Origin of the sequence: Polynucleobacter sp. TSB-Sco08W16 (genome assembly GCF_018687455.1) — a bacterium.
Classification (GTDB): domain Bacteria; phylum Pseudomonadota; class Gammaproteobacteria; order Burkholderiales; family Burkholderiaceae; genus Polynucleobacter.
In genome coordinates this window covers 621357-645496 of record NZ_CP061291.1, presented here as the reverse complement: position 1 = coordinate 645496, position 24140 = coordinate 621357, and the positions used below count along the sequence as shown (strand labels likewise).

The 24140-nt window shown below is 45.2% G+C and carries 26 protein-coding genes; 14 read left to right on the top strand and 12 right to left on the bottom strand.

The annotated features are described in order from the left end of the window. Positions 1 to 4: 4 nt before the first annotated feature. Positions 5 to 1444, bottom strand: coding sequence for a TAXI family TRAP transporter solute-binding subunit (locus FD961_RS03370; protein WP_215394107.1), 1440 nt, complete (start codon positions 1442 to 1444; stop codon positions 5 to 7). 81 nt (positions 1445 to 1525) lie between these two features. Here FD961_RS03370 and FD961_RS03365 point away from each other — a divergent pair, with 81 nt between their 5' ends. Next, a complete protein-coding gene (locus FD961_RS03365) occupies positions 1526 to 2227 on the top strand; it encodes a pirin family protein (RefSeq protein ID WP_215394106.1) in 702 nt (233 codons plus the stop codon). A 25-nt stretch (positions 2228 to 2252) separates the two neighbouring features. Here FD961_RS03365 and FD961_RS03360 read toward each other — a convergent pair whose 3' ends face one another. The 4 genes from FD961_RS03360 to FD961_RS03345 are packed head-to-tail and all read right to left on the bottom strand — an operon-like array spanning position 2253 to position 5968. Continuing rightward, positions 2253 to 3224 carry a tripartite tricarboxylate transporter substrate binding protein gene (locus tag FD961_RS03360; RefSeq protein WP_215394105.1) on the bottom strand — a complete coding sequence of 324 codons (972 nt, stop codon included), beginning with the start codon at positions 3222 to 3224 and terminating at the stop codon, positions 2253 to 2255. Between the two features lie 19 nt (positions 3225 to 3243). Next, on the bottom strand, positions 3244 to 4293 hold the full coding sequence (locus FD961_RS03355; RefSeq protein ID WP_215394104.1) for an Ldh family oxidoreductase: 1050 nt from the start codon (positions 4291 to 4293) through the stop codon (positions 3244 to 3246). Between the two features lie 6 nt (positions 4294 to 4299). Continuing rightward, on the bottom strand, positions 4300 to 5022 hold the full coding sequence (locus tag FD961_RS03350) for a GntR family transcriptional regulator (protein WP_215394103.1): 723 nt from the start codon (positions 5020 to 5022) through the stop codon (positions 4300 to 4302). A gap of 13 nt (positions 5023 to 5035) precedes the next feature. Continuing rightward, entirely contained in the window at positions 5036 to 5968 is a 933-nt protein-coding gene (locus FD961_RS03345; protein WP_251371317.1) for an SMP-30/gluconolactonase/LRE family protein, read from the bottom strand. Between the two features lie 142 nt (positions 5969 to 6110). Between FD961_RS03345 and FD961_RS03340 the strand changes: the two genes are divergently transcribed. Then, positions 6111 to 7046 carry a 3-hydroxyacyl-CoA dehydrogenase family protein gene (locus FD961_RS03340; protein WP_215394102.1) on the top strand — a complete coding sequence of 312 codons (936 nt, stop codon included), beginning with the start codon at positions 6111 to 6113 and terminating at the stop codon, positions 7044 to 7046. Here the strand turns inward: FD961_RS03340 and FD961_RS03335 are convergent. Further along, the gene (locus tag FD961_RS03335; protein WP_215394101.1) at positions 7033 to 8178 is read right to left on the bottom strand and encodes a mandelate racemase/muconate lactonizing enzyme family protein; all 1146 of its coding nucleotides are present in this window, start codon (positions 8176 to 8178) and stop codon (positions 7033 to 7035) included. The genes FD961_RS03340 and FD961_RS03335 overlap by 14 nt on opposite strands. A 63-nt stretch (positions 8179 to 8241) precedes the next feature. Between FD961_RS03335 and FD961_RS03330 the strand changes: the two genes are divergently transcribed. The 4 genes from FD961_RS03330 to FD961_RS03315 are packed head-to-tail and all read left to right on the top strand — an operon-like array spanning position 8242 to position 12141. Then, the gene (locus tag FD961_RS03330) at positions 8242 to 9204 is read left to right on the top strand and encodes a tripartite tricarboxylate transporter substrate binding protein (RefSeq protein WP_215394100.1); all 963 of its coding nucleotides are present in this window, start codon (positions 8242 to 8244) and stop codon (positions 9202 to 9204) included. 26 nt (positions 9205 to 9230) lie between these two features. After that, the gene (locus tag FD961_RS03325) at positions 9231 to 10778 is read left to right on the top strand and encodes a UxaA family hydrolase (RefSeq protein WP_215394099.1); all 1548 of its coding nucleotides are present in this window, start codon (positions 9231 to 9233) and stop codon (positions 10776 to 10778) included. Positions 10779 to 10826: 48 nt separating this feature from the next. Beyond that, positions 10827 to 11816: a DnaJ C-terminal domain-containing protein gene (locus FD961_RS03320; protein WP_215394098.1), complete on the top strand. Its 990-nt coding sequence runs from the start codon at positions 10827 to 10829 to the stop codon at positions 11814 to 11816. Between the two features lie 4 nt (positions 11817 to 11820). After that, positions 11821 to 12141 (top strand): chaperone modulator CbpM, encoded by a 321-nt coding sequence (locus FD961_RS03315; protein WP_215394097.1) that lies wholly within the window; start codon positions 11821 to 11823, stop codon positions 12139 to 12141. A 12-nt stretch (positions 12142 to 12153) separates the two neighbouring features. Here FD961_RS03315 and FD961_RS03310 read toward each other — a convergent pair whose 3' ends face one another. After that, complete coding sequence (locus FD961_RS03310) at positions 12154 to 14082, bottom strand: ATP-binding cassette domain-containing protein (protein WP_215394096.1); 1929 nt, start codon at positions 14080 to 14082, stop codon at positions 12154 to 12156. 67 nt (positions 14083 to 14149) lie between these two features. Between FD961_RS03310 and FD961_RS03305 the strand changes: the two genes are divergently transcribed. Beyond that, positions 14150 to 14752, top strand: coding sequence for an AAA family ATPase (locus FD961_RS03305; protein WP_215394095.1), 603 nt, complete (start codon positions 14150 to 14152; stop codon positions 14750 to 14752). Positions 14753 to 14809: 57 nt separating this feature from the next. On the opposite strand, the gene FD961_RS03300 is transcribed toward FD961_RS03305, so the two are convergent. From FD961_RS03300 to FD961_RS03290, 3 genes are all read right to left on the bottom strand, one after another. Beyond that, positions 14810 to 15445 (bottom strand): OmpW family protein, encoded by a 636-nt coding sequence (locus tag FD961_RS03300; RefSeq protein ID WP_071464985.1) that lies wholly within the window; start codon positions 15443 to 15445, stop codon positions 14810 to 14812. A 167-nt stretch (positions 15446 to 15612) separates the two neighbouring features. Then, positions 15613 to 17028 carry an oxygen-independent coproporphyrinogen III oxidase gene (gene hemN, locus FD961_RS03295; protein ID WP_215394094.1) on the bottom strand — a complete coding sequence of 472 codons (1416 nt, stop codon included), beginning with the start codon at positions 17026 to 17028 and terminating at the stop codon, positions 15613 to 15615. A 26-nt stretch (positions 17029 to 17054) separates the two neighbouring features. Further along, positions 17055 to 18668, bottom strand: a complete 1614-nt coding sequence (locus tag FD961_RS03290) for an NAD(P)/FAD-dependent oxidoreductase (RefSeq protein WP_215394093.1) — start codon at positions 18666 to 18668, stop codon at positions 17055 to 17057. A 57-nt stretch (positions 18669 to 18725) separates the two neighbouring features. Between FD961_RS03290 and FD961_RS03285 the strand changes: the two genes are divergently transcribed. Beyond that, positions 18726 to 19274: a YaeQ family protein gene (locus FD961_RS03285; RefSeq protein WP_215394092.1), complete on the top strand. Its 549-nt coding sequence runs from the start codon at positions 18726 to 18728 to the stop codon at positions 19272 to 19274. Positions 19275 to 19279: 5 nt separating this feature from the next. Further along, on the top strand, positions 19280 to 19696 hold the full coding sequence (locus tag FD961_RS03280; protein ID WP_215394091.1) for a putative toxin-antitoxin system toxin component, PIN family: 417 nt from the start codon (positions 19280 to 19282) through the stop codon (positions 19694 to 19696). Positions 19697 to 19701: 5 nt separating this feature from the next. On the opposite strand, the gene FD961_RS03275 is transcribed toward FD961_RS03280, so the two are convergent. Next, complete coding sequence (locus FD961_RS03275; RefSeq protein WP_215394090.1) at positions 19702 to 20700, bottom strand: LLM class flavin-dependent oxidoreductase; 999 nt, start codon at positions 20698 to 20700, stop codon at positions 19702 to 19704. A gap of 29 nt (positions 20701 to 20729) precedes the next feature. Here FD961_RS03275 and FD961_RS03270 point away from each other — a divergent pair, with 29 nt between their 5' ends. The 5 genes from FD961_RS03270 to FD961_RS03250 all read left to right on the top strand — a co-directional run bounded on the left by FD961_RS03270 (position 20730) and on the right by FD961_RS03250 (position 22278). After that, a complete protein-coding gene (locus FD961_RS03270; protein ID WP_071464980.1) occupies positions 20730 to 20951 on the top strand; it encodes a hypothetical protein in 222 nt (73 codons plus the stop codon). 12 nt (positions 20952 to 20963) lie between these two features. Further along, the gene (locus FD961_RS03265; protein ID WP_215394089.1) at positions 20964 to 21164 is read left to right on the top strand and encodes a SlyX family protein; all 201 of its coding nucleotides are present in this window, start codon (positions 20964 to 20966) and stop codon (positions 21162 to 21164) included. Positions 21165 to 21233: 69 nt separating this feature from the next. After that, positions 21234 to 21566, top strand: a complete 333-nt coding sequence (locus tag FD961_RS03260; RefSeq protein WP_251371316.1) for a type II toxin-antitoxin system RelE/ParE family toxin — start codon at positions 21234 to 21236, stop codon at positions 21564 to 21566. Further along, entirely contained in the window at positions 21563 to 21868 is a 306-nt protein-coding gene (locus FD961_RS03255) for a helix-turn-helix transcriptional regulator (protein ID WP_215394088.1), read from the top strand. The genes FD961_RS03260 and FD961_RS03255 overlap by 4 nt, the downstream gene beginning before the upstream one ends. Positions 21869 to 21927: 59 nt before the next feature. Continuing rightward, positions 21928 to 22278 carry a phage holin family protein gene (locus FD961_RS03250; RefSeq protein ID WP_071464976.1) on the top strand — a complete coding sequence of 117 codons (351 nt, stop codon included), beginning with the start codon at positions 21928 to 21930 and terminating at the stop codon, positions 22276 to 22278. A 4-nt stretch (positions 22279 to 22282) separates the two neighbouring features. On the opposite strand, the gene FD961_RS03245 is transcribed toward FD961_RS03250, so the two are convergent. Further along, complete coding sequence (locus FD961_RS03245) at positions 22283 to 24103, bottom strand: AsmA family protein (RefSeq protein WP_215394087.1); 1821 nt, start codon at positions 24101 to 24103, stop codon at positions 22283 to 22285. Positions 24104 to 24140: the final 37 nt, after the last annotated feature.

Sequence of the window (24140 nt, the reverse complement as noted above, 5' to 3'; positions counted from 1 at the left end):
GCTTTTACAGGTCGGGGTCAACACCGTCAGTGTATTGATAGGGCTGAGGCTCTTCATTGGATTGATAAGGATGCATTCCCCGATTTAAACAGTTGCGTACGTAATCAATACTGGTACGTAAGGCATAGTAGTCACCCGCCAGGCGCTTAGAGACTTGAATGTTTAAAGCCTGATATTCCAGCAGATCGAGCTTCTTTAAATAATCATCGCGTTTCTCAGCAGAAAAGCCCATTAATAAATCTTGTTCGTATGTTTTCAGCGTTCCATAGAGACGGTTGATTTTGTTATACATCAAGCGCATACGATAGCTTGGCAGTACCCGTAATACAGGGTAAGCAAGCACACAGAATGGCAACAATACAAAGAGTAGACGGCTAATAAATTCAGCTGCCCAAAATGGAAAATACGCGGAGAGTAAGGGGTAATTATTTTTCTCGTAGTGAACCGCTACTGGACTCTCTGGAAAAAGAGAATCTTTGAAGGAGGGGAATTCACCTCTATGCGCAAAGAAAGAAGCCTTGCCATTGATTTCTCTAGCCGCCTCAAGAAATAAAAATTGGATTGCTGGATGCATACGATCGTCAATTAATAAATTCGTGGAAGTAGCCAATAACTTGATATCTTCACCAGGAAAGTTGCGCTCTAAGTCAAAGGCGCCCTCAGGCACATCCAAAATATGATAGTAAGGAATACGCTTGGCATAAGCAGCTGCACGCCTGAAGGTCACCAAATGAATCTTAGGATCCTTGAGCAACTCTTGAACGTTAGGTGCCTCAAAGGCATCTACGATAAAGGTTCCATCGATCTCACCCCGCTGCAAAGCTTTAACAGCCTGCTCTCCAGGTAAGTGAACAAATTGCAGAGCTGATTTATCCATTCCTGATGCAGTCAGAATATGGATCGCTTGTGCATGGGTTCCGCTACCTTTCACCCCAACAGAAATTTTACGATTTGAAAAATATTTTGCATGTCGATTAACGATTGCAAAATCACTCTGCGGTAATTCGGGTCCGTTATAGAAAAACCAAATCGGGTCATACCCAATTGAACCCAATGACTGAATGCCGCTAACATCTTTTGGATGCCCAACACCTGCCTGTACAAATGCAGCCTGAATTGGATCCTTACGGTCGCTTAAGCGGGCGATATTTTCTTCGGCCCCCATGGAGGGCACAAGCTCAAGTACAACCCCCTTCTTCGCAAAGAATTCTGCATATTTTTTACCGAGATCTTCATAGGATCCACCAGGCGATCCAGTAGCCATCAGCACATGTCTTGGGGGCGGCGGATCGGCATACCACCAGATTCCCATCAAAATCACGAGTAATAAAGCCAATAGCGGCCAAGCTTCCTTCAAAAATTGAACGAAGTCACCCCAGTTCTCCCGAGCGGTCTCAGAAATTCCTAAAAAGGTTTCTTGCGTATTCTGTTTAAAGCTTCCCATGCGCTACCAGTTGGCAAATATCGTAAAAGCTAATGATAATGTCCTTATTCATAACTTAACGAAATAATCGGCGCTAAATACATGCTATTTCTCAGAAAATCCCAAGATCGAGGCTACGCAGACCACGGCTGGCTCAAGAGCTTTCACTCCTTCTCCTTTGCTGGGTACCACGACCCTCGTTTTATGGGTTGGGGGAATCTACGAGTGATCAATGAGGATCGCGTCGCACCAGGGATGGGGTTTGGCAAACATAGCCATCGGAACATGGAGATCATTAGCTATGTTCTATCCGGAGAATTGGCGCATGAAGATAGCATGGGCAATGTCAAAGGCATTCCGCCAGGAGATGTGCAACGCATGAGTGCAGGCACTGGCGTAACCCACAGCGAGTTCAATCATGCAAAAGATCAAACAACCCATTTCTTGCAAATTTGGATTGAACCGAATGCCTTAGAAATCACGCCTGGCTATGAACAGAAAACAATTCCGCCAGCAAACAAACAAGGAAAGCTTTGTTTAGTGGCCTCGCCTGATGGTCAGGATGGATCAGTTAGCATGACTGCGGATGCGAAGATGTATGCAGGTCTGTTTGATGGCAATCAAGCGGCTTCACTAACATTAAATCCAAAGCGAAAAGCGTATGTTCATTTAATTCAAGGTTCGCTCAGCGTCAATGGCCAAGACTTAAATGCTGGAGATGCGCTATTAATTCAAGATGAATCTCAAATAGATATCGCCAATGGAAAAAGCGCTGAAGTCTTGGTATTTGACCTCAGCGCCTAAGCATTTACTTAATCGATTTTGAAAATTAATCCAGCTTAATCTTCGCCTTTTCTATAACCACCTTCCACCGAGCAATATCGGAGAAGTAGAGATCTGAGAACTGCTGGGTATTCATCGGTGCAATTTGAACGCCCGCCTTTTGAAAACGCTCTTTCATCTCTGGTGTTTCTAAGATTTTCAGAGTGGCAGCGTTCAGTTGCTTAACGATGGCAGGTGAAGTGCCCGCTGCAACAAAGATCCCTTGCCACAAGGCCATCTCATAACCTTTCACGCCAGCCTCCTGAATCGTCACTAGTTCAGGCGCGCCACTAAAGCGCCCCTTACTAGTAACCGCCAAGCCCCTGACCTTATCGCCTTTATACAAAGGAAGGCCGACCGGCATACCAGCAAAGTAAAAATCAATCTGTCCGCCCATTAAATCTGTAGCAGCTGGAGCCCCGCCCTTGTATGGAACGTGAATAGCTTGCAAGCCAGTTGTAGCCAAAAATAATTCACCCGCCATGTGATCTGAATTTCCAATTCCGGAAGATCCAAAGCTTAACTTCCCGGGATCCGCTTTTAGCATAGCAATCAGATCTGCTACAGACTTAGCAGGTGAATTGTTGTTCACAATCAATATGTGCGGTGTAGCAGCCACTCCTACTACAGGAAGCAAATCTTTTTGACCATTAAATGGCAACTTTGGATTAGCTGCCACATTAATTGCTAAGCCATTTTGTGCAAATAAGATGGTGTAACCATCGGGATTACTTTTAGCAACAGCCTCGGCAGCCAAGCTACCTGCAGCACCACCGCGATTCTCAACAATAATCGGTTGCTTCAGAGCAATACTGAGATCATTGGCAATCATTCTGCCAACAATATCCGTTGAGCTGCCTGGTGCATAGCCAATCATCATCTTGATGGGCTTATCTGGGTATGCAGCGAAGGCTGAACCCATTAATACTGGGACCACTACAACACTTATTGCTATGTTTTTTATTAATTTTTTAAACATATTGTCTCCTCCAGTAATTCTATAAATTCAATGGCGCTATGCCACACTCCTTAGCGCAAGTATTTAATGCCTCAAGCAGTTCGGGAGCTACAGGAATTCCTGAAGCCATTCTCTCCGCCATTTTCTTTGCTGCACCCTCACCTGGTACACGAATTTCTTTAACACCAGGAAGGGTTGATGAATTTTTCAAGTCATTTACCAAAGCAATGACGCGCTTTACAAACTCTTCTTTATCACCAAATGCACTTGGATCAACCGCAATGATGGTTTGACCTGTATTAGTAATCAGATCATGATGCGCATTAAAATCAATAGTTCCTTTACCAACCGCTGCATTATTGAGGGCACCAGCAAGTAAACCAATCATCACTGCTAAGCCGTAACCTTTGTAACCACCAATCGGCAATAAGGAGCCTTCCGCAGATCTCTTTGGATCGGTAATCGGTTTTCCCTGTCGATCGATCATCCAATCATCAGGAATGGACTCCCCCTTCTGAGCTGCTACCTTGACTTTTCCATATGCAGCTACCGTCGTGGCAATATCCAAGAGCACTATCGGATCATCGCCAGCAGGAACGGCAATCGCAATAGGATTGGTAGATAACAATAAATCGATTCCACCCCAAGGGGCCATGTGGTTTGCATTACCCACGGCCATATAGATGCCGATATAACCCTGCTCAGCCAACTTACGGACATACACTGATGCTGCACCGGAATGGTTGCCATAATGACTTCCAATCCAGCACACGCTATGTTGTTTTACTTTTTCGATCGCTAAATCAACCGCCCTATTCATGACCAAATGGCCTAGAGCGTTATCACCATTAATCAGCGCTGTTGCACCCTGCTCACGTTCAATATGAATATTAGGGTTGAGATTGACGCCGCCTGCACGAATCCTTTTTAAGTACGCTGGTAAGCGAAAGATGCCATGCCCGTCAGCGCCAACCAAGTCAGACTGCACCATTAAATTTGCAATGATGTTCGCATCGGCAGCTGGAACCCTTTCGGATTGAAGTGCGTTTGAAATAAACGCTTCAGCTTGGGCGATAGATAAATATTTCATAGTGAGTTAGACCTCTGAGCTCGCTTTAAATTCCATGCTGTATACATATTTATTTTCAGGATGATGCGTTACCGTAGTCTCAAAGAGCTTATCTTGGTCATCAAAATAGCGACGCACAATCACCAAGCAAGAATCGTGAGGTCCAAGATTTAACTTAGCAGCAATTTTTGCTGATGCAGGAGCCGCATACACATCTACTTCCGCCCTCTCAATTCTGGCGCCGTATTTTTTCTCGATTTGCTCGTAGACCATCACCTGAGTATGCTCCGGATCTTTTGTCAGCGAAGCAAACTGCGGCAAGATATAGATATCAGTCCAAGCAATTACATCCTCAGACTCTTGGCGCTTACGCATCCCCCCAATGTGATACCAGGAAGACCCTACTGGGGCACCAACCATTTGACTCAGAGGTTGATCTAACTCAATAAACTCCTCAACCATATTGATGCGATAAGTATCTCGCGAGTAACTCAAGATATCAATTGGCGAGTTGAAACTCTGCGTGAAACGCCTTAAGCGCTGCCTTGAAACTACTTGTGTTGGAGCGCCTTGGCGACGAAAGATCAAACCATTGGACTCCAGAATCTGCAGCGCGTGCCGCAAAGTGTGCCTACTGGAATGAAAACTTTTGCATAGATCTGCCTCTGCAGGCAAGACTGAACCAACAGGCCAATCGCCGTTATAAATGTGCTGCTCTAGCGCATTAGCTAGAGTCTTATATAACGGCAATCGGTCTGCCAACTTAGGACTGTCCAAACATCTTCTTACCAGCAACAGGAAGGCGTGCCTTCAAGATATCGCCAGATAAAGATTCGGTGATGTACAAATCTTTTCCATCAGCACCACCAAAGCACATATTAGCCAAATGATGATGATGTGGATTTTCAGAGTAGATCAAATGGGTTGGGAGCATATTGTTATCAAATCTCCAGATACCGATACCCAAATGGCAAACCAACAATCCATTTTCTGAGTCCATTTCAATACCATCTGGACCTGCTACACCGCCAGTTAACTGAATAGCTACACCAGTCTTAGACACAGAGCCATCAGCCATCAATGGCAATCTCCAAATTTGCTGTGATCTTGTAGCTGCAACAAAAACATGCTTTTCTTGAGTATTTAAGGTAATACCATTTGGACTGGGTACATTCAGTACCAAGCGATCTAATTGGCCATTGGCGCGCAAACGAAATACACGGCCAGTAGGGTCGGCAATACCAGTTTGTCCTTGGTCCGTGAAATACAAATCGCCATTAGAAGCAAAGTGCAAATCGTTAAGACCCTTGAAGTTCTCGCTATACATAGAACCCAAGATGGTTTCAATCTTTCCAGTCTTTGGATCCAAAGCAAGCAAGCCCGCTTTGTAGTCACAAATAAAGGCACGACCATCTTTATGAAACTTCATACCATTTGGCCAGCCATCATACTGAGTAATGAGCTCCCACTCACCCTTAGTATCAATACGGAAAATACGGCCAAAAGGAATATCAACGAACCATAAGTTTCCTTCGCGATCAAAGGATGGGCCTTCTAAAAAACACTCTACTTCAGCGCCCTGGCGGTTTGGATCAGACCAGCCGGTGCGAGATTTTTTTCTAAATTTCTCAGGCATGGTTGAGAAAACTTCAGTTTTGATTTTTTCAACTGGCTGGAAGGGGTTATGCATGGTCATAAATCAGTCTCCTGGGATAAGTTATACGGATAAGTAAGTTTTATTATTTAACTATTAAACCACAAATAATGATAACCTTACGTGGTTATTGATCTGAATCGATCATCTGTTATTTTTACTTAACCGTATAGGTTTATAAATCATGAAATCAGTTGCAGTTATTGGAACCGGAATCATGGGCGCTGGCATTGCTGCAGGCTTTATCGCCCAAAACATACCCGTAGTGATATTGGGTCGATCCAAAGAAAAGGCTGAAGCCTGCTTGGATAAAGCCATTGGTCTCGCAAAGAAAATTGGCGTGGTAGGAGACAATGCCACCAAAGAAGAAGCTGACATTAAGAAACAGCAATTCGTTGGCATATTAGAAGATTGGCAAGACTGGAATCAATGCTCATGGGTCATCGAGACCGTGGCAGAAAACTTAGAACTCAAAAAAGAAGTATTTCAGTATCTTGATCAAGTTGTACCGGCAGATATTCCCATTGGAAGCAACAGCTCTGGCTTCCCAATTAGCAAAATTGCAGAGGGACTGAAAACTGCCAATCGCATGATGGGCGCACACTACTTTATGCCTGCTGAAGTAGTTCCTCTAGTGGAGATTGTCATGGGTCAAAAGACTGAGCTCAAATATGCTGAGCAAGCTTGCGAGCTATATAGAGCCATTGATAAAAAACCAGTGCTAGTTAAAAAAGATATCCCCGGATTTTTAGCTAACCGCATTCAACATGCCTTGATGAGAGAGGCACTCTCACTAGTTCAAGAGGGCATTGCGACTCCTGCAGATATTGATGATGCCGTGAGATATAGCTTTGGTTTTCGCTATGCTGCAGTAGGCCCAATGACCCAAAAGGAAATTTCTGGTTGGGATGGCATGGCTAATGCTGCTAAAGAGATCTATCCATCGCTTTCGAATATCACTACCCTGCCGCCAAAAGTGCTGCAACTCATGGCTGACGGAAAAACAGGCATGAAAGCAGGCGAAGGCTTCAGAAAGTGGACCCCAGAAGAAATCAAAACGGTTTCAGATTCCTACTCTCGTAGATTAAAAGCAGCTTTCGACGTGCTTAATATTGAGTGATTGAATAACCTTGGGCTACAGCATCCTTCACGCGATCCAAGTTTGGTGTCACGCCAATGCCCGTTGGGTTCAATTGGGTGACATCAAGATGGCCATGCTTTGCGCTTAATGGTCTATCGCAGATATCAAACTGTAGATATTGATTTGACATGCTAAATCCCCAAGGAACATTGCCAATAGCAAAGCCAATCGAAGCTGTGGCAGCTCCCGATAGTGATGTCTCTGCAACCTTGCAAGCTAAATTGACACTCAAATCATGGCTTTGCAATATTTGCGCGCAATTCCAAGCCTCCAGTATGCCTCCAGTCTTAATGAGTTTTAAGCTAGCACCGTCTAGAGCATTCGCCTCCATGAACTCCTCAATCTCATTAGATCCGTGGATAGATTCATCTAACCCTATAGGAATGGGAGAGCACTGCTTCAACAAAACAAAATCCGTTAAAGCTGAATTGGCATTAATTAATTGTTCTGCAAATGACAATTTAGTGGCCTGTGAAGATCTGCAAAACTGTATGGCATTGTCTAAAGACATCGCCCCGTTTGCATCTACAGATACAACATCACCCTCAAGTAAATTAGTCAGCACTTGGACGCGATGCAAATCCTCTTCAAGCGATAAAGAGCCAATCTTGATCTTCCAATGCTTAAAGCCAGCCTCACGAAAGGATTTAGCATCAGCTATTTCCTTGTCTAGGGTACCGCCAAGCATACGCAACAAAGGAATTTCAGTGGTCGCAGAGTCTTTAATCTGGTTGTTAAGAGTGCGTAGATACTCCCATAAAGAAATTGATTCTTTCTGGGTATACAAATCGAGTAATGCCATCTGCAGGCAAGATTTTGCTGAGGGGTTGTCATACAGAATGCCATCACAAGCGCTGGAAAAATGCTTGGGATCATTCCACTCAATAGCGCGTGCCTTTTCAACTAAATATCTTAGGCTTCCAACCAGGCTATCCAAAGTTTCACCTGTCATGAGTGGCGCAGTAGAGGCCTCACCCCACCCTTGGCGACCTTGCTCATCAGTTAGGCAAAGTAACACTGTTTTGGCATCCGTAATGAACTCTTTTGCCATCTTGATTGGCTCAATAAGCGGGATTGAAAGAGGAAAGATGGTTGCCTGAGTAATTTTCATTTTTACAAAGTATTGAAATCGAAATTAAATAAGAATAATGATGCAGAATAAGGAGAACATTACATGAGAAAAATATTTTTGGCATTGTCGCTTGTCAGCACCTGCCTTGCTGTAAGCGCGCAAGCTCAAAACTATCCCACTCAGCCTATTAAGCTGATTGTCCCATTTGCCGCTGGAGGTCCTTCTGATGTATTGGCTAGAGGCTTCGCACCGAAACTAGGAGACACTCTTGGCCAACCCATTATTATTGACAATAAGCCTGGGGCTGGCGCTAACCTAGCTGCAGAATATGTTGCCAATGCTAAGCCTGATGGCTACACCCTCTTTCTCATGATGGTCGGCACCCAAGCAATCAATGAAACCTTATACAAAAAACTGAACTACAACCTCATTAAGGACTTTGCGCCAGTCAGCTTGGTTGCATCGTCATCACTCTTATTCGTTGCTACTCCTTCTGCGCCATTCAAGACTATTCCTGAGTTGATTGCTTACGCCAAAGCCAATCCTAATAAAGTCAGCTTTGCCTCATCAGGATCAGGTACACCACTTCACCTAGGTGGCGAACTCTTTAATACCCAGGCGGGAACAGATATTCTTCACGTTCCTTACAAAGGTGCTGCACCAGCATTAACCGATGTTCTTGGTGGCCAAATTGACACTGCCCTCGTTGGCACGCCCGCCGCTTTGCCTTATGTTCGCTCTGGAAAATTAATTCCTTTAGGCATCACTAGCCTCAAGCGCTCGCCCAATGCTCCAGAGATTCCTGCAATCTCAGAATATTTACCAAAATATGAAGTTGAGCTTGTCTATGCGATTGTTGCGCCAGCCAATACGCCAAAAGCGATTATTGATAAACTCAATTCACAACTCATTAATGTATTAAATAATCCGGAAATCAAAGGGCAAATCAACAGCAAAGGCTTTGAAGTAGCCACGAGCACCCCAGCTCAATTGGGCGATTACATCAAATCCGAAGTAGCTAAGTGGCGCTCCATTGTCAAAAAATCTGGTGCAACTGCCGAATAATCAAACTATCTATACGAAAGAAATCCATGATTGAAATCTCCGAAAAACGCTTAATAGGTCCGATCATTCGCTTGCATCCGAATGACAACATTGTTGTTGCACGAGTTGATGTTGGTATTGGCACGGAAGTGCCTAGTGAAAATTTCACCAGTCGTAGCCAAGTTCCGGCTGGATACAAAATTGCCACGAAGAAGATTCTCAAAGGGGAACCGATCCTAAAGTACAACGTAACCGTTGGTTTTGCCAATATCGATATTGAGCCAGGCACCATGGTTCATAGCCACAACACCGAGTTTCATGAATTTGATCGTGACTACGCTTATTCAAGTGAATTCAAACCTACCCAAATGTTGCCAGAGTCAGAGCGCGCCACATTCCAGGGCTATGTGAGACCCAACGGCAAAGTAGGCACACGAAACTTTATTGGCATTCTGTCCACCGTGAACTGCTCAGCGACAGTTGTAAACAAGATTGCTGATTGGTTTACACCTGAAAGATTAAAAGATTTTCCGAATGTGGATGGCGTGGTGGCATTTAGTCACGATATCGGTTGCGGCATGGAAATGAGTGGTGAGCCAATGCAATTACTTCGCCGTACTATGGCTGGTTATGCTCGCCACCCCAACCTAGCTGCAGCACTCATTGTTGGCTTGGGTTGCGAACGCAACCAACTTAAAGGTTTGATGGAACAAGAAGACCTTCAGGCAGGAACTAACTTGCATACCTTCATCATGCAAGAGTCTGGCGGCACTCGCAAAACAATTGAAGCAGGTATTGAAGCAGTAAAAGCTTTATTGCCAGAAGCAAATAAAGCAAAGCGTGAGACTGTATCTGCAAGTCACCTGACTGTTGGCCTCCAATGCGGTGGCTCTGATGGCTTCTCTTCGATTACTGCTAACCCAGCGTTAGGTGCGGCAATTGATATTTTGTCTCGTCATGGCGGCACCGGAATTTTGTCTGAAACCCCAGAAATCTATGGTGTTGAACATACTCTCACCCGTCGTGCAGCCAGCAAAGAGATTGGTGAAAAACTCATCAAACGCATTCGTTGGTGGAAAGACGAATACTCCGTAGGTCGAGATGTTCAGATTAACGGTCAAGTTAGCCCCGGGAATCAAATCGGCGGCCTTGCCAATATCTTTGAAAAATCTTTAGGCTCCTCTATGAAAGGGGGCACTGGTCCACTCATGGAAGTTTATAAATATGCAGAACCAGTGAACACTAAAGGTTTCGTATTTATGGATACCCCTGGCTTTGATCCAGTCTCTGCTACTGGTCAAATTGCAGGGGGAGCAAATTTAGTCGCCTTCACCACTGGCCGAGGATCCATGTTCGGCTCTAAGCCTGCACCCTGCATCAAGCTAGCCACTAATACCCCCATGTATCAACGTCTTACTGAAGATATGGATATTAACTGTGGAGAGATTTTGGATGGCACCGTCTCCGTTCAGGAGATGGGTCAACGTATTTTTGAACTATTCCTTAGAACTGCCTCAGGCGAACCGTCCAAGAGCGAGCTTTTGGGTCTTGGGGATTATGAATTTGTACCCTGGCAAATTGGTGTGATGAGCTAATACGCCTGTAGAATTAATCCACCACGTATTCAGGATTAATACAGGCTTATGAAATTTAGGGATTACTACGAAACCCTCGGTGTTGCCCGTACGGCCACCGAGGCAGAAATCAAAGCGGCTTACCGCAAGCTAGCTCGCAAATATCACCCAGACGTCAATAAAGAAGCTGGTGCCGAAGAGCAATTCAAAGAACTTGGTGAAGCCTACGCGGTTTTAAAAGACACCGAGAAGCGCGCAGCTTACGATCGCTTTGGTGCTAACTGGAAAAATGGCCAGGACTTCACTCCTCCTCCAAATTGGAATGAAGGTTTTGAATACGCAGATGATGGCTATGGTGGTGGCCACCCCGGTTACGGCGGAGGCTTTGAAGGCGATCAAAGCGAATTCTTTGAATCTCTTTTTGGTAGAGGCAAACATCGTCAAGGCGGTCGAGGCAATCAAGGTGGTCACACACGCCAGGGCATGAACTTCAAAGGCCAAGATCACCACGCCAAAATTTTGATTGATCTGGCGGATGCTTACAACGGCGCCAAACGCACAATTGCATTACATATGCCAACCCAGGATGCCAATGGACATGTCAGCACGCAAGAGCGGAAGTTAGATGTCAGCATCCCCAAAGGTATTAAGGCTGGCCAGAATCTCAGACTCGCTGGTCAAGGTGGTCCTGGCATTGGTGAAGGACCTGCGGGCGATCTCTATCTTGAAATTGATTTCCATCCCAACCCAATCTATCGCGTTGACGGCAAAGATGTCTACATTGATATTCCATTAGCGCCATGGGAAGCCGCTCTGGGTACAACAGTGAATGTACCTACGCCAGCGGGATCTACTCTAGAACTCAAGATTCCAGCGGGCACTATCGCGGGTCGCAAGATGCGCCTTAAAGGCAAAGGCATCCCAAGTGCGGAGTCTGGTGATCTTTACGTAGTGCCCACAATCGCCCTGCCGCCGGCTGATACAGATGCACATAAAGAGGCTTACCAAAATTTTGAGAAAGCTTTTGATTTCAACCCCAGAACCCATTTGAAGGGATGATGCAATGACACAAACCAACATCACTAATATCACCTGGATTGAAGGCAGCGTTGTGGAGAACGAAGTGCATATGAGTATTGTTGAGCTCTCACATGCATCACGCACACCAGAAGACATGATCATGTCTTGGGTAACCGAAGGTGTTTTAAGTCCCACTGGATCTTCACCTCAAGACTGGCGCTTTGGCGGGGACTCATTGAGAAGAGCCAAGACCGCTGCGCATCTAACGCACGATTTAGAACTCAATGTGCCTGGAGTTGCTCTAGCCTTAGATCTACTTGATGAAATCGCCGAGCTCCGCTCGCAGATTAAGCGCGGCGAGTAAACCAGCAGGCAACTAAGATTCGGAGCGGCTTAAGAGCTGCTCCCAGCGCTGCAGCTTTTGCTCTAATTGCTCAGTAATTTCACTTAAGCGCGCTTGCATACTAGCAGCCAGCTCTGGCTCATTCTTGTAAAGATCGGGATTACTCATCGCAATACCGATATCAGCTTGCTCTGTTTCTAAAACTTCAATCTCTAAGGGCAAAGTCTCAAGCTCTTGTCGCTCTTTGCCATTGAGTTTTTGTACCCCACTTTTTACTACTGGCTTTACTTCGACAACGGGCTCTGCTTTTGCCTCATCCTTAGTAGCAGACTTGGAAGCAGGCTTTTGATTGGAATTTGCAGAACGAATCTTGTCAGAGCGAGCCTTCTGAATCTTCCAGTCCTCGTAGCCGCCCTCATATTCACGCCAGAATCCATCGCCTTCATTGGCAATAATGCTGGTCACGACGTTATCTAAGAAGTAACGATCATGACTCACAAGGAATACAGTGCCCTTGTAGTCCTGTAGTAATTGCTCAAGCAAATCGAGAGTATCAATATCTAAGTCATTGGTGGGCTCATCTAGCACTAAGACGTTTGCTGGTCTTGCAAATAAGCGCGCCAATAGCAAACGGTTGCGCTCACCACCAGACAATGTACTTACAGGAGAATTTGTTCTTTCAGGGGCAAATAAGAAATCACTCAAATAACTCTTAACGTGTTTTTTATTACCGTTGATTTCAATCCACTCGCTGCCAGGGCTAATGTAATCCTCGAGTGATGCATTGAGATCAAGCCCTTCACGCATCTGATCGAAGTAAGCCACTTCAATGCGCGTGCCCATCGTAGCCGTTCCAGAATCTGGAGCGATCGTGCCAAGTATTAGCTTGAGCAAAGTTGTTTTGCCTGCGCCATTCGGCCCCAGCAGTCCAACCTTGTCACCACGCAAAATTGTTGCCGTGAAATCCTTCACGATTGGTCTGCCATAAGACTTGCTGACGTTATCAAGCTCAGCAACAATTTTGCCGCTACGATCTCCGGCGGATACGGCAAGCTTCACTTGACCCATGGCATCTCTGCGCTCAGCACGACTAGTACGAAGTTTTTCCAAGCGGGCTATACGAGCTACGCTGCGAGTGCGTCGCGCCTCAACCCCCTTCCGGATCCATACCTCTTCTTGAGCCAATAATTTATCTGCTCTAGCATTGGCAAGAGATTCAGCATTGAGTTCTTGATCCTTAAGCACTTCATATTGCGTGAAGTTACCTGGGTAGCTACGCAAAATACCGCGATCGAGCTCCACAATTTGAGTACAAACGTTATCGAGGAAGGCGCGATCATGAGTGATCAAAATTACAGAGCCTTGGTATTCCTTCAGAAGCTCCTCTAACCAGGCAATCGAATCTAAATCCAAGTGGTTGGTTGGCTCATCCAATAACAGCACATCTGGCATCTCGACTAAAGCACGAGCTAAGGCCACTCGTTTTTTAGTTCCGCCGGAAAGATTGCTAATTTTGATATCCGCATCTAGATGCAAGCGATCCAAGGTTTCATGAACCCGCTGCTCCCAGTTCCAACCACTCAGAGCTTCAAGCTTTGATTGAACCTCATCCAAGCGATGGTGTGCGGCATCATCCCACTCACCCACACTTAGGGCCTCGTACTCTTCACGGAGAGCCTTGGCCTCTGCTACGCCCTTAGAAACAGCGTCAAAGACGGTTTCCTCAGCCTCGAAGATGGGCTCTTGAGGAACATAAGAAATTCTCAGGCCTTGTTGATATTGCAACAGGCCATCATCCATTTTTTCAATGCCAGCCAGAATCTTCAATAAGGAAGATTTGCCGGTGCCATTACGGCCAATTAGGCCAACACGTTCGCCAGATTCTAGTGAAAAAGCAGTGTTTGCGAGGAGGTCAACGTGGCCAAAAGCCAGTTTTGCATCAGTGAGTACGATTAAAGCCATGGCGACATTATCGTCACTTCGGCAAAACAGGAGATATTTCTGGTGATTTCTGCGAGACTAGCGATAAATGGTCTGCAAACTTACGCCCACAGCACCCCGCCTGATCCTCTTTGCAGGGCATGCTGGGACTGGTAAATCCACTTTAGCCAAGAAGGCGCTACCCCTCATTATTGAGAGGACTGGAGAGGATTTCTTCTTCCTAGATAAAGATACCGTATACGGAGCGTATAGCGCCCATGTAATGGAGTTGACCACCCAGAACCCCAATGATCGAGATAGTCCCTACTACCTCAAGAATCTGCGTGATTGGGAATATCGGGGGCTAATTGATACTGCAAGAGAAAACTTATTGCTTGGTGTGAACGTCATTTTGGTAGGTCCTTTCTCAAAAGAAATTCAGAGTGGCAGAATGTTTGATCCAGAGGCGCTGGGTATCCCACCACAAACCAACATCTCTATTGCGTGGATTGATCTAGCTGAAGGTGAAGCCAGATTACGCATGCAAAAGCGCAATGACCCCAGAGATGAATGGAAGCTGAAACACTGGGATGAATATGCCAAGCGCAGAATTGATCCACCAAATCATCCATCAATCAAACATTTTGATAATCTGAATTTCAATGAATTCGGTTTTGAAACGCTCATTGATGCATTACTACAGCATGAATAGCAAAGATAAAAATAGAGCCCCTTGGGGGCTCTATCGCAAGATATAGGAACTATATTCTTAGAACTTGTAAGTCACACCAACAGCTGGCATCCAAGGATTCAAAGTTAATTTTCCTAAATTTGCTCCACCTGCAACCGCCTGAACATTTGTCGCCATAGTTGCGTACTTCACGTCAACGTTCAGACCCCAATTTTTATCAAAGAAGTAGTCAGCACCAACTTGACCAACCGCACCAAAACTTGAGGGTTCAACCTGTAAGCCTGCGCCAGCCCCATAGAAGTTTTGACGATTGCCGAAAATTGTATAGTTCACACCAGCACCAACATAAGGCTTGAAGGCGCCCAAATCTGTGAAGTGATATTGAAGCAATAGCGATGGAGGAAGCGCGCTGATTTTGCCTACATTGGTATTAGCGCCAGTAGCAGTAATATTTACCTGCTGTGGCCAAGTTAACACTAGCTCAGTTGCGATATTTTTTGTAAAGAAATAGGAAATATCAAACTCAGGAATGACTTGATCCTTTGCTTTGATATTAGCTGTCTGAGCGATACCCGTTTGTCCATTATTCCAAAGGAGATCGACTGCACGAACACGAACCATCCAAGGGTTTTCTTCGGCTGATTGTGCTTGGGATGCAATTGGAGCTAAGGAAGCTACTGCAGCCATTGCTGCTACTAGTGATTTAAGACGCATGGTGTTACCCCTTTTGTTATCAATTTCGATGGGTTCATTGTGAAATTGATACCTTGTGAGTCATTTGATATAAATCAAATGAATAGATGTTGTGATTTTTTTCTTGGCTTAAAAGCAACAGTGTTTTGCTGCTTATTTGATCTAGATCAAATGGCCTACAGATAAACCTAAAGGACCTTGGAGTAAGTGCCTTTTGCTTGGGACTCGCGCAAATGTCGATCAAAAGTCATAGCTACTCTTCTGGCTAATAGACGCCCCTTGATCGGCACATAAATGGCTTCCTCTTGCCATTCCAGAAGTCCCGCTTCTTCTAGGTCTTTAAGCTCTTCAATTTCTGCCTTGAAGTAATCAGAGAAATCAATCTGATGATCGTTTGCAAATGTTTTGGTATTTAGGGCAAATTGACACATGAGCTCACCAATTAATTCACGGCGCAGTAAGTCATCCTTATCCAGCCTCAAACCCCTGAGAACTGGCAAATGCCCAGAATCAAGTGCCGCATAGTATTCATCTAAGGTACGAACATTTTGAGAGTAACAATCATCTACCTTGCCGATAGAGGAAATTCCAAAGGCTAAGAGATCACACTCTGCCTGCGTTGAATACCCTTGAAAATTGCGATGTAACTTTCCTTCTTTTTGTGCAATGGCTAGTTCATCGTCAGGCTTTGCAAAGTGATCCATACCAATAAACACATATCCCGCTTCATCTAAGCGCGTGATTGTATTTGACAAAATATCTAACTTATCAGCAGCTGGCGGTAGATCAGCCTCAGCAATACGGCGTTGTGGTTTAAAAATATGCGGCAAATGTGCGTAGTTATATACCGACAGGCGATCTGGGCTCATTGCTAAGACGATATCCACTGTTTCTTTAAAGGTTTCTGGAGTTTGCTTGGGAAGCCCATAGATTAAGTCGACACTACGTGACTTGAAGCCATACTTCCTAGACCAATCGATTACGGCTTGAGTCTCCTCAATCGTTTGAACACGATGCACAGCCTCTTGAACTGCCAGATTAAAGTCTTGAACACCAAGACTAATTCGGTTAAAGCCTAAGTCTGCAAGCAAAGCTATATCTTGCTCGGTAACGCGACGTGGATCAATCTCGATGGAATACTCACCGCCAGGCAATAAGTCAAAGTGCTCGCGGGTGTATTGCATCAACTCAATCATCTCTTCGTGCGACAAGAAGGTTGGTGTACCACCACCCCAATGTAACTGCGTAATGGGGATCTTTTTCTGCGCACCCATCGCGGCAGTGACCATTGTCATCTCTTTGGCTAGATACTTAATGTACTTTGCACTACGGCCATGATCTTTGGTAATGATCTTGTTACAGCCACAGTAATAACAAATATTAGGGCAAAACGGCAAATGAAAGTACAGCGATAAAGGCTCATTTACCTTTGCCACTCTTTTGAGCGCCTCTAAATAATCTGATTCGGAAAAATCAGCATGAAATCGATCTGCACTTGGATAGGACGTGTAGCGTGGGCCATTGATATCAAACTTCTGTAGCAACTCTGGATGAAATAAAACTTCTTTTTCATCGGTTGGGCTATTTGATGCTACAGAGTTCATTAGGATCTCATGAAAATATTTCTAGACTAGTCAGCGAGGTAATCAAGCGCTACTGCTTCTGCCACTTTAATCCCATCAACTCCCGCAGACAAGATTCCACCCGCATAACCCGCACCCTCACCCGCTGGATAAAGACCTTTAATATTGAGACTCTGCAGGTTTGCACCCCTAGTGATGCGTAATGGTGAAGAGGTTCTGGTCTCAATTCCGGTAAGAACAGCATCCTTCATGGAAAAGCCTTTAATTTGCTTCTCAAAAGCAGGTAGAGCCTCCCGAATAGCTTCAATGGCGTAGGCAGGTAGAGCCTCAGCCAAATCCGTTAAATGAACGCCTGGTTTATATGATGGAAGAACGCTACCAAATTCAGTGGAAGGTTTGCCAGCAATAAAATCCCCCACCAATTGACCTGGAGCCTCATAAGTGCCGCCTCCTAATTCAAAAGCCTTAGACTCCAGCTGGCGCTGAAACTCAATCCCAGCAAGTGGGCCGCCAGGATAATCTTCTGGAGTGATTCCAACCACAATGCCGGCATTCGCATTACGCTCATTTCGGGAGTATTGGCTCATGCCATTGGTGACAACGCGATTTGGCTCTGATGTGGCTGCCACCACCGTTCCGCCAGGACACATGCAAAAGCTATAAACAGCACGTCCATTTTTGGCATGGTGAACAAGCTTGTAATCTGCAGCGCCAATCAACTCATTACCCGCATGAGGACCTAAACGTGCTTTATCAATGAGAGACTGTGGATGCTCAATCCGAAAGCCAACCGAGAAGGGTTTGGCTTCCATAAATACGCCAGCTTCATGCAAAGCCTTAAAGGTATCCCTCGCACTGTGTCCTAAAGCGAGCACTACGTGATTTGCTGGCAAGTCCGGATGTCCTTCAATTTTGACCCCAGTGATTTGCTCGTTCTGAATATCAAAACCAATCACCTTTTGTGAAAAACGAATCTCACCACCGAGATCAATAATTTCTTGGCGCATTTTTTCAACTACACCCACTAGACGGAAGGTGCCAATATGGGGCTTTGCAACATACTGAATTTCTGCTGGCGCACCTGCTTTGACAAACTCATTAATTACCTTGCGGCCATAAAACTTAGGATCTTTAATTTGGCTATAGAGCTTCCCATCAGAGAAGGTGCCTGCCCCACCCTCTCCGAACTGCACATTGGATTCAGGATTGAGGACATTTTTACGCCAAAGCCCCCAAGTATCTTGAGTGCGCTCACGCACCTTCTTGCCACGCTCTAGAACAATTGGTTTAAATCCCATTTGCGCCAATAATAATGCAGCAAAAATACCGCAAGGACCAAATCCAATGACCACTGGGCGCAATACTTGACCGGAAGCAATAGACTCCGGCGCCTTTGCCACAAAGTGATAACTTGTATCGGGCGATGGCCTGATATGAGTGTCGCCTGAAAACTGCTTGAGTACAGTCTCTTCGTTTTTTACCGAGAGATCAATCGTATAGATGAAGGCAAGAGCAACATTCTTGCGGGCGTCATAACTCCGCTTGAAGATCTCAAAAGAGATTAAGTCTTTTGGGGATAAGTTGAGGCGCTTGAGAATCGCCATCTCCAGATCTTCTGGAGCGTGATGAATGGGGAGGCGTAGTTCGGTAATGCGGATCATGGAGTAAATAATACTGGTTATGGGGCCCCACTCGGGCATAAAAGGCGATAATGCCGTATGGCTCTACGCGCAACTATTCACAAAGCCGACCTACATGTCGCAGATTCAGACCGCCACTACTACGGCAGTCATTCCCTCACCATCGCCAAACACCCTTCTGAAACCGAAGAGCGGATGATGGTCAGAATCATCGCTTTTGCGCTTCAAGCCCACGAGGATCTTGTTTTTACCAAAGGCTTAAGCGATACCGATGAGCCCGACCTATGGATTAAAGACCTTACCGATGCGATTAAGCTTTGGATTGAAGTAGGTCAACCAGATGAGCGTCGCATTCTCAAAGCCTGTGGCAGAGCAGATCAAGTGATTGTGTATTGCTATGGTGGACACACCAGCAAAATTTGGTGGGATGGTATAGCCAATAAGCTCAACCGGGCACGCAACCTGCAGATTGTTTCGATTCCTGCAGATCAGGCAAACGAACTTAATAAGCTGGTCGAACGTAGTATGGTTATTCACGTTAACGTACAAGACGGTGAGGTATATGTCTCGTCTGACAATGGCCAAGTGACCATCACACCAGAAGTTTGGCGTTCTCAGCAAGACTAAATCAAATGAAGTCTGTTGTCTTTGATACCAATGTCTTGCTCGACATTTTTGTTTTTAATGACTTCAGAGCAATTCATCTAAAGCAAGCTTTGCTGGATAAACAAATGGATGCCATAGCAAGCCCTCAGACTTTAGAAGAGCTTGCTGATGTCATTAGTCGCCCCCTCTTCTCTCTTGAGTCTAGTGCCCAGGAGCGCATATTGGATCAGTGGCGCGCTCTTGCCAGAGTAATTGATGATGTAGATCTCTTTAAAGCCCCATGGCAATGCGTAGACCCTGATGACCAGGTCTTCTTAAACCTCGCCTACTCTGCAAGGCCATGCCTACTCATGAGTAAAGACAATGAAGTGTTAAAGCTAGCCAACAGAGCTGCTGCAGATGACGTCCTGATTAGCTCTGACTACAATGCTATCTTCAATTAGTTTCTTTATAAACTTTGGGCAGCCTGAGCAGCGATTTCGAAGGACTTCAGTCGTGCTTGATGATCAAAGATTTGACCGGTAAATAGAATTTCATTTGCACCAGTGCGATCTAACCAGGTACGCATACCCTTTTTAATCGTTTCTAGCGAACCGACTAAAGAGCATTGCAACATATGTGTTACGGCAACTTTTTCATGAGGCTCACAGAAACTATCAATATCGTCGATGGGTGGCGGTAATTGCCCCCGAGTATTACGACGCATCCGAATGAAATGTTGTTGCAAGCTGGTATACAAATGCTGCGCTTCTTCGTCAGTATCAGCCGCCACAACGTTCATTACAAAAGCAGAATAAGGCGTCGCTTGTTGTGCGGATGGTTTGAAGAGTTCACGATAGATCGACATCGCCTCCAAGAGTTGCTCTGGAGCAAAGTGCGCTGCAAAAGCATAAGGCAAGCCAAAGTGCGCAGCTAATTGGGCGCCATAGAGGCTGGAACCTAGGATCCAAATGGGCACATTGGTATCGGCACCAGGAATCGCCTTAACCGATTGACCTTCTTGAATCGGACCAAAGTAATGCTGTAACTCCCGCACATCTTGCGGGAAACGATCATCACTGCCCAATAAATCACGGCGCAATGCTCTAGCTGTTACTTGGTCAGTACCAGGCGCCCTACCTAAGCCCAGCTCAATTCGCCCCGGATAAAGAGATTCAAGGGTCCCAAATTGTTCTGCAATGACTAAAGGTGCGTGATTAGTCAGCATGATGCCTCCCGAGCCTACCTTGATTCGCGAGGTTCCTCCAGCGATATAGCCAATCAAGACAGCTGTTGCCGAGCTAGCATTCCCGGTCATATTGTGATGTTCAGCGACCCAATAGCGGGTATAGCCCCACTTCTCTGCATGCTGAGCAACATCTAAGGAATTTCGGAGTGCATCGCCAGCGGTAAACCCTTGCGGAATAGGAGATATATCTAGAATGGAGTACTGGATGGAATTGGCCATCCTCAAATCATACCTAGAAAGTACGTTTTATGAGCAAACCCAAAATGGCAGATCCTGATGATGGGCTGTTTAAACCTGGCGCCAAGCTAAGACATAAAAAGACGGGTGGGTTTTATCAGGTTGTCCTGCTAGCAAATGTGGAAGCCTCTCTAGAGCCTGCGTACGTATATGAATCCATGCAGTCACATGATTTCTGGATTAGACCAAAAGCCGAAATGGAAGATGGTCGCTTTGAGCTTATTACTGAATAAGGCGGGAAAATAATGACTGCTGATCGAATCACTAATCTCGAAATTAAACTGAGTTTTACTGAAGACCTCATTGAAAAGCTCAATGAGACTGTCTACAAACAACAGCAGCAAATAGAATTTCTATATCGCGAGTTAAAGGCCGTTAAAGAGCAGGCCAGTAGCGCAGGTTCTGGTGGCGGCAGCCTCAAGGATGAAATTCCGCCACATTATTAATACCCCTTGAATTATCAGTAACTATAAGATATCATTTTTGATATATATCAATATTGATATAATTTATGGATGACTAATTGGGAGGTTGAAACCTTAAATACATTTGTTGATGCTGAGCTGGAAAGTCTTCCGAATGATATGCGAGGGCGATTTGTTAGGGTCTCTATGCTTATAGAGCAATTTGGTCCAAAAGAAGTTGGTATGCCTCACATTAGAAGCCTGGGCAAAAAGCTGTGGGAGATTAGAGTCTCTGGAAGAGATGGCATTGGAAGAGGTATTTATGTAATTGCCTTCACAAAGAAGATCATCATCTTGCACGTATTTATAAAGAAATCACAAAAGACCCCTTCTGCAGCCTTAAAGATCGCAACACAAAGAGCAAAAGACGCCAAATTAATATGACCAAGATCTCCACCCTTCACAAGCGCTGGCTCAAAGAGCCATCCTATAAAAAAGCTTACGAACAAAGCCGTATTGAATTTGAGATCGCAAGAGAAATTATTGAAGCTCGCATGAAAAGCGGTCTCTCCCAGGAGGAACTTGCGATTCGTATGCAAACCTCACAATCTGCAATTGCAAGACTGGAAAGTGGCTCTGGCCTCCCCTCAATGAGAACTTTGGCCAAGTTTGCACAGGCTACAAACTCACAAATTCAAATTCACTTTAAACCCATGAAAACCCCTAGACAGAAAATTGCTGCCTAATTTACCGATACTATATAAACTGATCAAGAGTTCAATTATCAACAACTATAGGGGAATCGATCATGGGTAACTTAACACTATTTCTAGTGCAGTGGGGTTTAACTTCTCTATCTCTTTGGGTGGCTAGCTACATTTTCAGTGGGCTTAGATTTGCTGACGGTGGCTCACTCTTAATTGCCGCTCTCGTTCTCGGCTTTGCTAACGCGATTGTGAAACCCTTGCTAGTTCTTTTGACCTTGCCGCTAACGGTGGTCACTATGGGTCTGTTTTTATTGGTAGTAAATGCCTTGGTGCTGATGCTGGTCTCGGCAGTCGTTAGTGGCTTTACGATCTCTAGCTTCTGGACCGCATTCTTTGCCAGCATCTTTATTTCTTTATTCAGCCTCTTTGTGAGCGGTCTCGTTTTTTAAAAAACTAGTTTGTGCCTGGATAAATATCCAACCAAGGATGTAGTGCTGCCTTACAGGGCTGATTTGCATTCTTGGTTGCGATAGACCTAGCGTTTTCAGCCAAGATTGTGGCGCCACCCGTCAAAAATCCCAAGCCAATCGAGACAGCGCTATTAACCACTCCTTCTTTATTAACACCTGCCTTAGGATTTAATAAAGTACCTTGGAGTTTTACCAATCCAGCTAGATTCACACCCGTTGTCAGCCCCGACTTCTCTCTCGGATCAATCTTAATATTGAGAGCTTCTGTTTTTAAATCTACTGATCCAGACAGCACAATATCCAAACGATCGGTTACCACACCAATAGAGCCATTCAAGGCAATCTGTCCATTGCTCACAGGCAGATAAACTACTGCACACTCTAATATCGTTTGATCAGATTTCTTGCGCATAGGATTAATAGAGTTGACGATCGTAATAAGCAAGTCACCACCTCGATCGATGAAACGCGAATCAATACTTCCCTTGCCTACTGAAAGCTGTACAGCACCATTTGCTTTGCCAGCCAATTGATGCATCGATGTTCCAGTACTACGCAGGTTGAAAGCTATCTCTGTATCCCCGCCCTTTACTTTGGTATTGGAGTCAACTGCATCCATAAGCTGTTCAAGAGTAAATCCTCTTGCGAGGCCTTTGATGGCGATTTCAGGGTTGGCGCTTTGGAATTGAGCAACGCTCGCCCGCACATCGGCACTTCCTTTGCCCAGCCCAAAATGAAGGTCATTTATATTTATTTTTGAACCTTCAAATACAAAATGTCCTTTGACGCCAGTCATTGGAACATGCCCTGGAATACTCAACTCATCTATATTGAAGGCAAGCTTACCGTTCGCAATTGGTAGCTCACCTAGAGGTAACGCTTCTTCACTGAATAAGAATCTTCCATGCGATTTAGTTGGACTTTCTACCGGGGCTTTAGCGCTACCTGGGCTAGTGAGTGCCGCTGAGCCTGCCAAAGAGCCTATCTCAAATGACTTAGAGCTCAGGCTTAGATTAAAGCTGGGCAAGGTCTGAGGTTTCTTATCAATATCGCCATTGATATTCATCGTTTTGCCATTTAGGGTTGCTGCCAGATCGACATTGACCTTAATTGGGTTGGCATTCCAATCATTGAGTATTTGGCGAATGCTCGTTGTTTTTCCCTTGAGGCCTAGCTGATAGCTTTCATACTGGGCCTGACCCGCTATTGCTGTTTCATTCCCACTGCCCTTTAAAGATAGCTGCGGAATGGAAATCCTCTTTACCGAGGATCCAAAATCTTGATAACTCAAACGAGCGTCTGTGATGACTAGGTTTCTGATTTTGATGAAGTTGGATTGATCGGAGGACGAAGTGCTCCCATTGGGGGTAGGCAAGCTGGCTGATGAAGTATTGTCAGTTACAGCGGGCGTGAAATCCCAATTACCATCTCCCGCTTTATTGGTTTGCAAGTAGGCATCTACCCCATTGAGATTAATCGCATTAAATTCGACTTCCTTAGATAGCAAGGGAAGTAATTTGATGTCGACTTCTACGTGTTTAACTATCAACATTTCTGGCTTGGATGCCCAGGATGCATTGCTCAGGGAGACTTGTTCTGCAGTAATAGCAAGTGATGGAAATACCCTCAAACTGACAGGGCCGGCAATCCTCAACTCTCTACCGGTCGCATCTTTCACAGATGAGCTGATCAATTGGGTTAGCTTTGCTGGATTGATCGATGAGGCGGCATACCAAACCCCTATACTACCTAGACCCAGGATGACGAGCATTACAAGCGAGATAGTTTTGAGTGACTTATTCATTTAATAGTCATTCTATATGGCAAGACTAAAATAGTAG

What these genes read in the sequence shown, in the direction of transcription:
- hemN (WP_215394094.1), bottom strand. Translation starts at nt 17,028, where the DNA reads ATGAACTCTGTAGCATCAAATAGCCCAACCGATGAAAAAGAAGTTTTA.
- FD961_RS03340 (WP_215394102.1), top strand. Translation starts at nt 6,111, where the DNA reads ATGAAATCAGTTGCAGTTATTGGAACCGGAATCATGGGCGCTGGCATT.
- FD961_RS03330 (WP_215394100.1), top strand. Translation starts at nt 8,242, where the DNA reads ATGAGAAAAATATTTTTGGCATTGTCGCTTGTCAGCACCTGCCTTGCT.
- FD961_RS03255 (WP_215394088.1), top strand. Translation starts at nt 21,563, where the DNA reads ATGACCAAGATCTCCACCCTTCACAAGCGCTGGCTCAAAGAGCCATCC.
- FD961_RS03365 (WP_215394106.1), top strand. Translation starts at nt 1,526, where the DNA reads ATGCTATTTCTCAGAAAATCCCAAGATCGAGGCTACGCAGACCACGGC.
- FD961_RS03360 (WP_215394105.1), bottom strand. Translation starts at nt 3,224, where the DNA reads ATGTTTAAAAAATTAATAAAAAACATAGCAATAAGTGTTGTAGTGGTC.
- FD961_RS03355 (WP_215394104.1), bottom strand. Translation starts at nt 4,293, where the DNA reads ATGAAATATTTATCTATCGCCCAAGCTGAAGCGTTTATTTCAAACGCA.
- FD961_RS03270 (WP_071464980.1), top strand. Translation starts at nt 20,730, where the DNA reads ATGAGCAAACCCAAAATGGCAGATCCTGATGATGGGCTGTTTAAACCT.
- FD961_RS03315 (WP_215394097.1), top strand. Translation starts at nt 11,821, where the DNA reads ATGACACAAACCAACATCACTAATATCACCTGGATTGAAGGCAGCGTT.
- FD961_RS03370 (WP_215394107.1), bottom strand. Translation starts at nt 1,444, where the DNA reads ATGGGAAGCTTTAAACAGAATACGCAAGAAACCTTTTTAGGAATTTCT.
- FD961_RS03305 (WP_215394095.1), top strand. Translation starts at nt 14,150, where the DNA reads ATGGTCTGCAAACTTACGCCCACAGCACCCCGCCTGATCCTCTTTGCA.
- FD961_RS03325 (WP_215394099.1), top strand. Translation starts at nt 9,231, where the DNA reads ATGATTGAAATCTCCGAAAAACGCTTAATAGGTCCGATCATTCGCTTG.
- FD961_RS03335 (WP_215394101.1), bottom strand. Translation starts at nt 8,178, where the DNA reads ATGAAAATTACTCAGGCAACCATCTTTCCTCTTTCAATCCCGCTTATT.
- FD961_RS03345 (WP_251371317.1), bottom strand. Translation starts at nt 5,968, where the DNA reads ATGACCATGCATAACCCCTTCCAGCCAGTTGAAAAAATCAAAACTGAA.
- FD961_RS03285 (WP_215394092.1), top strand. Translation starts at nt 18,726, where the DNA reads ATGGCTCTACGCGCAACTATTCACAAAGCCGACCTACATGTCGCAGAT.
- FD961_RS03265 (WP_215394089.1), top strand. Translation starts at nt 20,964, where the DNA reads ATGACTGCTGATCGAATCACTAATCTCGAAATTAAACTGAGTTTTACT.
- FD961_RS03245 (WP_215394087.1), bottom strand. Translation starts at nt 24,103, where the DNA reads ATGAATAAGTCACTCAAAACTATCTCGCTTGTAATGCTCGTCATCCTG.
- FD961_RS03290 (WP_215394093.1), bottom strand. Translation starts at nt 18,668, where the DNA reads ATGATCCGCATTACCGAACTACGCCTCCCCATTCATCACGCTCCAGAA.
- FD961_RS03275 (WP_215394090.1), bottom strand. Translation starts at nt 20,700, where the DNA reads ATGGCCAATTCCATCCAGTACTCCATTCTAGATATATCTCCTATTCCG.
- FD961_RS03300 (WP_071464985.1), bottom strand. Translation starts at nt 15,445, where the DNA reads ATGCGTCTTAAATCACTAGTAGCAGCAATGGCTGCAGTAGCTTCCTTA.
- FD961_RS03310 (WP_215394096.1), bottom strand. Translation starts at nt 14,082, where the DNA reads ATGGCTTTAATCGTACTCACTGATGCAAAACTGGCTTTTGGCCACGTT.
- FD961_RS03280 (WP_215394091.1), top strand. Translation starts at nt 19,280, where the DNA reads ATGAAGTCTGTTGTCTTTGATACCAATGTCTTGCTCGACATTTTTGTT.
- FD961_RS03320 (WP_215394098.1), top strand. Translation starts at nt 10,827, where the DNA reads ATGAAATTTAGGGATTACTACGAAACCCTCGGTGTTGCCCGTACGGCC.
- FD961_RS03260 (WP_251371316.1), top strand. Translation starts at nt 21,234, where the DNA reads ATGACTAATTGGGAGGTTGAAACCTTAAATACATTTGTTGATGCTGAG.